Source organism: Caballeronia sp. (genome assembly GCF_028292365.1).
Taxonomy (GTDB): Bacteria; Pseudomonadota; Gammaproteobacteria; order Burkholderiales; family Burkholderiaceae; genus Caballeronia.
Map to the genome: position 1 here is coordinate 1 of NZ_JAQGMM010000104.1, position 7,237 is coordinate 7,237.

Genomic DNA, 7,237 nt, shown 5'->3' on the forward strand with positions numbered 1-7,237 from the left:
AAGCGATACGCGATCGTCACGCACAATCCCCAGATCGACCGGTTCCACGTTCATCCGGCGCAACATGGCGAAGAGGGTATAGCGGTTACTGTCGTAGACGCAACCCGGCGCGAGCGCTTCACCAACGGAACGCAATTCGTCACCGGTTGAAAAAAACGCGACACGCAAGCGCCGTTGCACCGCGACGTTGCCAATGCCCAGCGACGCAAGCAAACCAAGATCCGACGCACGCACGATTCGGCCCCGGCGCAACGCCGGCTGGCCCTGCGCGAGATCCTCCCCTGCGAGCCGCCGATTCGCGCCGCGCACAATACGCGCTGCGGAGAAAGTAACGGCATCGCCAGTGCGCTGTACGAGTTCTTGCGGTACTACCGTGTCGCACCCCGGTGGAATCAGCGCACCGGTCATGATGCGCACGCATTGGGCGGCGAGCGGATGTCCTTCGAACGGCTGTCCGGCGAGCGCGGTACCCGCGACCGTCAAGCGAAGCAGTTCATCATCGGATCCATCCGGCAATGTCGAGCCATCGAACGCATAACCGTCCATGGCCGAGTTGTCGTGCACAGGGACGTTGATCGGCGAGATAACATCTTCCGCAAGGACGCGATCGAGTGCGTCGAAGAGACGCACGTGTTCCACCTCGATACGACCGCGCGGCAACGCCCACTGGCGCACGATTTCCTGCGCCGCGCTGACGGGCAGCGCGTTCGGATCGTACTCGGCGACGCAGCTCGAAAAGTGCCTGGGTGTGTTCATTGATGGGTGGAGCGGAAGTCGCGATGCAAAGCCCGCGGGCGGACCGGTGGAAAAGGCTGGCATGTCGAGGAGGCTGGCGCAGCCAAGTGCGGCGCTGACCAAGCCGGGGGCCTCGCCGCAAACCTGAGCACGGAATGAAACGAACCCCTGCTTAGTTGCGGTTGAGATCGGCTAGCTGCTGCAAGTCGTTGACATTGTAAAACGCACGCTCGTTGGCGAAGGTCACTTCTACCGCCTTGTGGCGCGCGTACCACGCGCGGACCTTGCGCTCGCCGGCACCGATAAACGCGTCGAGATCGTCCACCAGTGACGCGCGCAGCATCGCGAAAACCGGGTGCACGTGACGTTCACCCGTGACATCGGCGACTGCTGCCATCGCGATATCTGCCTGTTCGGCGCTCAGGCCATCGAATAGCCGTTCGGCCAGATGAGGATCGACGAAAGGCGCGTCGCAGGGCACGAACAGCACGAACTCAGTGTGCGCCGCACGCAGCGCGGCCGATATCCCGGCAAGCGGGCCAGGGAAATCGGGAAAGGTATCGACAATCACCTTCGCCTGGAACGGCATGCCAAGTTGCGCGTAGATCTCGAGGCTGCGATTGGCGCTGATCAGCATCGCGCCGCATTGCGGCTTGAGCGCGCGCAGTGCATGGAGCGCAAGCGGTTCGAGGTCGAGCGGCTGCAGGCCTTTATCGACGCCACCCATGCGCGATCCGCGTCCACCCGCCAGCACCACGCCGGTGATATCGCGCTTCGGAAAAGGATGGCCGGGGATGCCAGGATTGCCAGTCGGCTGAGTGAGCTCGGCCATATCAGCCGCCGATATACGACATTTCGACGCGCGGGGCGTCTGGATCGACAGCAGGTAACGCGTTGCTGCCGCGAAGTTCCGAGTAGCGGTCGGTGCGTGCTTCCCAGATCCGGGCAATAGCGGTTGCAACCGTGGCGTCGCTCGCGCCGCTGCGGATCAGCGCGCGCAAGTCGTGGCCGGACGTGGCGAACAAGCACAAGTACAGCTTGCCTTCAGTAGAGAGGCGGGCGCGCGTGCAGGAGCCGCAGAACGCGCGCGTCACGCTCGAAATGACACCGATTTCACCGCTGTCATCCTCGTAACCCCAGCGTTGCGCCGTCTCGGCGTCGTTGTGGGCATCAAGCGGCCGCAGCGGAAAATATTCGGCAATGCGCGCGACCACGTCCGCCGACGGCAACACTTCGCTCATGTTCCAGCCGTTGGACGCACCTACATCCATATATTCGATAAAGCGCAGCACCGTGCCGCTGCCTTTGAAATGGCGCGCCATCGGCACGATTTCGTGGTCGTTCGTACCGCGCTTGACCACCATGTTGACTTTCAGCGGCGCCAGGCCAACGGTGTGCGCGGCCTCGATGCCTTCAAGCACGTCGGCGACGGCGAAATCGGCGTCGTTCATGCGGCGGAACAACGCATCGTCGAGTGCGTCGAGGCTCACCGTTACCCGCGACAACCCCGCGTCTTTTAGCGAGCGCGCCTTGCGGGCGAGGATCGACCCGTTAGTGGTGAGCGTGATATCGAGCGGGCGCCCTTCCGGCGTGCGCAGCAGCGCCAAGCGTTCGATCAGGAATTCGATGTTCTTGCGCAGCAGTGGTTCGCCGCCGGTCAGCCGGATTTTTTCAACGCCGTGTTCGACGAACAACCGCGCCAACCGTTCGATTTCCTCAAACGACAGCAGGGCGCTGTGAGGCAGAAATGCGTAGTTTTTATCGAAAACTTCGCGCGGCATGCAGTACACGCAGCGAAAATTACAACGATCGGTCACCGATATGCGCAAATCGCGCAACTCACGCGACAGCCGGTCGGTGAGCAGTCCGCGCGGCGTCGCAGCGATGCCGGAAAAAACCGGGATCGCGCTGACATCGGTAACAGGAATGATGCGTCGGGACATGATCGTTTTATTTCTCGTGCGGCGGCGGCGGTAGGGCGGCTGCTATGAACATCGAACAATTCATTTTAGCGGAAGGGCGGTTTTAAAGCGGCTTGCCATCGCCTTTTCACGGGCATTTGTCCCACGTCCAATAAAAAAGCGCCACCGACCGAAGTCACGTGGCGCTTTTCGAAACGTCAGACGCGTTTAGTGTGCGTCTTTACCTGTTTCCACTTGTTGCATCGGTGCGGCGTCGAGCGGCGGCAGGCGCTTGCGTTCGCGCACGACACGTTTCGGCGCTTCAGCCTGGGCTGCGGCTTCGCGGGCTGCGCGAAGCTTGTCGGCGTCAGTGTTCACCCAGACGAGGCCCGCCGTATCCAGCATCGGCTTGAGCGCTTCTTCCTTCAGGGGGACCGCCGCGACCGGAGCAACTGGGGCAGCCAGAGCAGCCGCTACGGGAGCGGGTGCTGCGGGAGCCACGGTTTCCACCGGTTCGAACGTCTTCACAGGCTCGGACTCGACCGGCGCAGACGCCTCAGCCACAACGGGCGCGGGCGATGCAATCGACGAAATCAGATCCGATTCCGGCGTCGCGGCGACCGGCGCCATTTTCACCGGTTCAGCGATTTCAGCTTCCGGCGCCGCGTGAGCAACGACGGGTGCGGGTTCCGCTGCCTTCGGGGTATCGGCGAAAGGACTTTCGACCTTCTCTTCCGCTAGCTTCGGCGTCGGTCCGAACGGATTTTCGATCGGCCGTGAGACTGGCTTTTCGAAGATGTCCGTTGCCGGCGCTTCAGCGACCGTTGCGCTGGTTTGCTCGGCGGCGTGCACTTCCTGCGCCCCATGTGACACGACAAAACCTTCGGCTTCGGCGCGCTTTGCCTCCACCGGCACTGCTTCAACCGGCGCCACTTGCGTGACACGAACCGGCTCCGGTAACTCCGTCACGCTGATCGCGGCGGCCGAAACCGGCTCGACCGTGACTGCGTGCGCAGGTTCCTGCAGGGGTGCCTGCACTGCCTGCGCCGTCTCAACGGGTTGAACTACAGCGGGTTTAGCCACAACGGGTGCGAAATCGCGGCTGTCATCGGCTTCATTTGACGAATCCGTGTCAAACACACCGGCTTGAGCCCGCTCGCTGTCAGCATTGCCTTCGTTTTCAGCAGCGTCACCGGCCTGATTGGCCGTCACGCCATCTTCCTCACGATCACGGCGTCCACCACGACGACCCCGGCGGCGACGACGGCGCTCTTCGCCCTCACGCGCTGCGCTGGCCTGATCGGCCTGCAATGCGTCAGCATTACCGTTCTGTTGCGACTCCTGGCCCAAAAGAGTGTCGTCCGTCAACTCCGACACCACCGTTTCGCCTTGCGTCAATGCTTCGACGGCGGCTTCCGGCTGCGGCTTGCGGCGTTCGCCCCGTTCCGGACGTTCGCCACGTTCACGGCGTTGACCGCGATCGGCGGCTTCAGCGCTTTCCGGCGCGCGTTCGCCACGGTTCTCACGCGGTTCACGTACTTCACGCGGCTCGCGCGGTTCACGTCCTTCACGGGCCTCACGCGGCTCGCGGCCTTCGCGTGCTTCACGCGGCTCACGGCCTTCACGTCCACCACGCGGTTCGCGCGGCTCACGGGTTTCACGTGCTTCGCGCGGTTCACGCGTTTCCTTCGGTTCCCGTTCTTCGCGGCGCGGTTGACGACCACCCGCCGTGCCCGGAGCGCTTGGCGTAGCGCCCGTAGCAGCAGCGCTATCACGCGAAGCCGCACCACCACGACGGTTACGGTTCCGATCCCCACCCTGGCCCGAGCGCTCTGGCCGTTCGCCACGCGCCGGACGTGCCGGTGCGGGCGCTACGACCGGCGCGGGAGCCGGTTTCACTTCGGGCTGCCCGCCAAACAGATTCTTCAGCCAGCCGATAAATCCGCCCGTTGATGCAGCCACCACCGGCGCAGGTGCTGCAACTGGAGCGATCACCTTCACCGGTGCGCTAGGCGCAGGCGATGCCGGTGTGATGCCCTTGACCATCGCTTCCTGCTTCGGCTTGATTTCTTCGGTGCGCTTGCTGTAACCCGTTTCGGATTCCAGTTCGTGCGCCGCCTCTTCGGCCATCTTCCAGGAGGCACGCGGTTCGTCGAGACGCGTATCGTCGTGGCGCAGGCGTTCCAGCTTGTAATGCGGGGTTTCGAGGTGCTTGTTCGGGATCAACACGACGTTGACCTTGAAGCGCGACTCGATCTTGTTGATTTCCGAGCGCTTTTCGTTCAGCAGGAAGGCGGTGACTTCCACCGGCACCTGGCAATGAATTGCCGCGGTGTTTTCCTTCATTGCTTCTTCCTGAATGATCCGCAGGACTTGCAGCGCGGACGATTCGGTATCGCGAATGTGGCCCGTACCATTACAACGCGGGCACGTCACATGGCTGCCCTCGGAGAGCGCCGGACGCAGCCGCTGACGCGACAGTTCCATCAAACCGAAGCGCGAAATCTTGCCCATTTGTACGCGCGCACGGTCGTGCTTGAGCGCATCTTTGAGACGCTGCTCGACTTCGCGCTGGCTCTTGGCCGACTCCATATCGATAAAGTCGATCACGATCAAGCCGCCCAGATCGCGCAGGCGCAACTGGCGCGCGACTTCATCGGCGGCTTCGAGGTTCGTGCGGGTCGCCGTTTCTTCAATGTCCGCGCCCTTCGTCGAGCGGGCCGAGTTCACGTCGATAGCCACCAGCGCTTCCGTATGGTCGATCACGATCGCGCCGCCCGAGGGCAACGGCACCGTGCGCGAGTACGCAGTTTCAATCTGGTGTTCGATCTGGAAACGGGAGAAGAGGGGAACGTCGTCGTGGTAGCGCTTAACCTTGCTCAGGTTATCCGGCATCACGATGTCCATGAAGGCGCTGGCCTGGTCATGGATCTCGGTGGTATCGATCAGAATTTCGCCGATATCCGGCTGGAAGTAATCGCGGATCGCGCGGATCACGAGGCTGGATTCGAGATAAATCAGCATCGGCTTGCCGGCTACACCGCTTTGCGACGCCGCTTCCACCGCGCGCCACAGTTGCATCAGGTAGTTCAAATCCCACTGCAGTTCTTCAGCCGAACGGCCAATCCCCGCGGTGCGCGCGATGATGCTCATGCCTTCCGGCAAATCGAGCTGGGACATTGTTTCGCGCAATTCCTGACGCTCGTCGCCTTCAATCCGACGCGATACACCCCCGCCACGCGGGTTGTTCGGCATCAGGACGAGGTAACGTCCGGCGAGCGAAATGAACGTGGTCAGGGCCGCGCCCTTGTTCCCGCGCTCTTCCTTTTCGACCTGGATGATCAGTTCCTGGCCTTCGCGCAGCGCGTCCTGGATGCGCGCGGAGCGCATGTCGACGCCGTCCTTGAAATACTGGCGGGCGACTTCCTTGAACGGCAGAAAACCGTGGCGGTCTTCGCCATAGTTCACGAAGCAGGCTTCGAGCGAGGGCTCGATGCGGGTAATGACTCCCTTGTAGATATTGCCTTTGCGCTGTTCGCGCCCGGCGGTTTCGATGTCGATGTCGATGAGTTTTTGCCCATCGACGATGGCGACGCGCAATTCTTCTTGCTGCGTCGCGTTAAACAGCATGCGTTTCATTGGACGGCTCCAGAGCGGCTCTACCGGCCCCCGTCGAGCGAATTCGCGCGGTTGTCAGTCGCGTGAAGCAGGAGGGCGGGCGCGCCGCGCTTTTTTGTGTGTGTTGTCACAAAGCACGCTGGAGCGAGAGATCTGGCGGGGAGAATTGCCTGGAACAGGTCTGGCGGCCGGCCAGCGACGAAATGCGTCGTGACGGGCAGCAAGCCTTGGGGCACATGCGAAAAGACTTTGACACGCCGTGAAGCAACGGCGCGGCTTAAGCGGCACAGCGCTTTCGGCTCGACGTCCTTCAAACTACTCGAAGAGCCGGCAGCACAGCCAGCAGCAGCCGGATGCGGCCTGCTGCAGTGTCAAACGGGAGGAGGGTTTTCGCGCAAAGCCAAAGCGACCAAACAAACCGACCGACGTTTTTCAAACCTGCAGCAGATTGCCGTTGCGGTTGGCCGGGTGCTCAAAGCGCCCGATAACCGCGTTGGGTGTCTCGTCTTGTTGCGTCCTCTGCCACGCTTCGCCCGTTTCAGCGCAGCTTGCAGCAGAAGCCGTTTTCTTCGCAACGGCCAAGCGACAATGTTCCGTTCACCCTAACCTGATACCCGCCCGATATCTTTTAGATACCTGCCTGATACCCGGGTCACATCCGGAAGAAGCCGGGTTTTAGACCGGACCTCACTGTCTCTCGCCGATAAAATTCTTGATCGCCAAAAATCCGTTACCGTGTCGACGATCGACTCGACCGAACGCGCCTGTGGGCACCGTCCCTGCCGTGCGATATCGTCGTGCGTGCAACTCGTTACTCCGTTTTCCGGGTGAGCAACTGGCCCTGGGCGCAAGTAAAATAACGGTTTACTGCTTGCACCTGTACAGTCTGACAACATCCGGCCAGCTTAGTGGCTTTTTCCAGACTGTCCGCAAATTATATTCAGAATGAATGAGTTAGGCAAAACATCCCATAAAAAGGTCGC

4 protein-coding genes are annotated in these 7,237 nt (G+C 61.8%); all 4 read right to left on the minus strand.

The window, feature by feature from the left end:
* On the minus strand, positions 1-756 hold a 756-nt coding region (locus JWR14_RS06515), incomplete at its 3' end, for a molybdopterin molybdotransferase MoeA (RefSeq protein ID WP_299703330.1).
* A gap of 151 nt (positions 757-907) precedes the next feature.
* The gene (mobA, locus tag JWR14_RS06520; RefSeq protein ID WP_299703333.1) at positions 908-1,567 is read right to left on the minus strand and encodes a molybdenum cofactor guanylyltransferase MobA; all 660 of its coding nucleotides are present in this window, start codon (positions 1,565-1,567) and stop codon (positions 908-910) included.
* Between the two features lies 1 nt (position 1,568).
* On the minus strand, positions 1,569-2,678 hold the full coding sequence (moaA, locus tag JWR14_RS06525) for a GTP 3',8-cyclase MoaA (RefSeq protein WP_299703336.1): 1,110 nt from the start codon (positions 2,676-2,678) through the stop codon (positions 1,569-1,571).
* A gap of 186 nt (positions 2,679-2,864) precedes the next feature.
* Complete coding sequence (locus JWR14_RS06530) at positions 2,865-6,275, minus strand: Rne/Rng family ribonuclease (RefSeq protein ID WP_299703339.1); 3,411 nt, start codon at positions 6,273-6,275, stop codon at positions 2,865-2,867.
* Positions 6,276-7,237 lie beyond the last annotated feature (962 nt).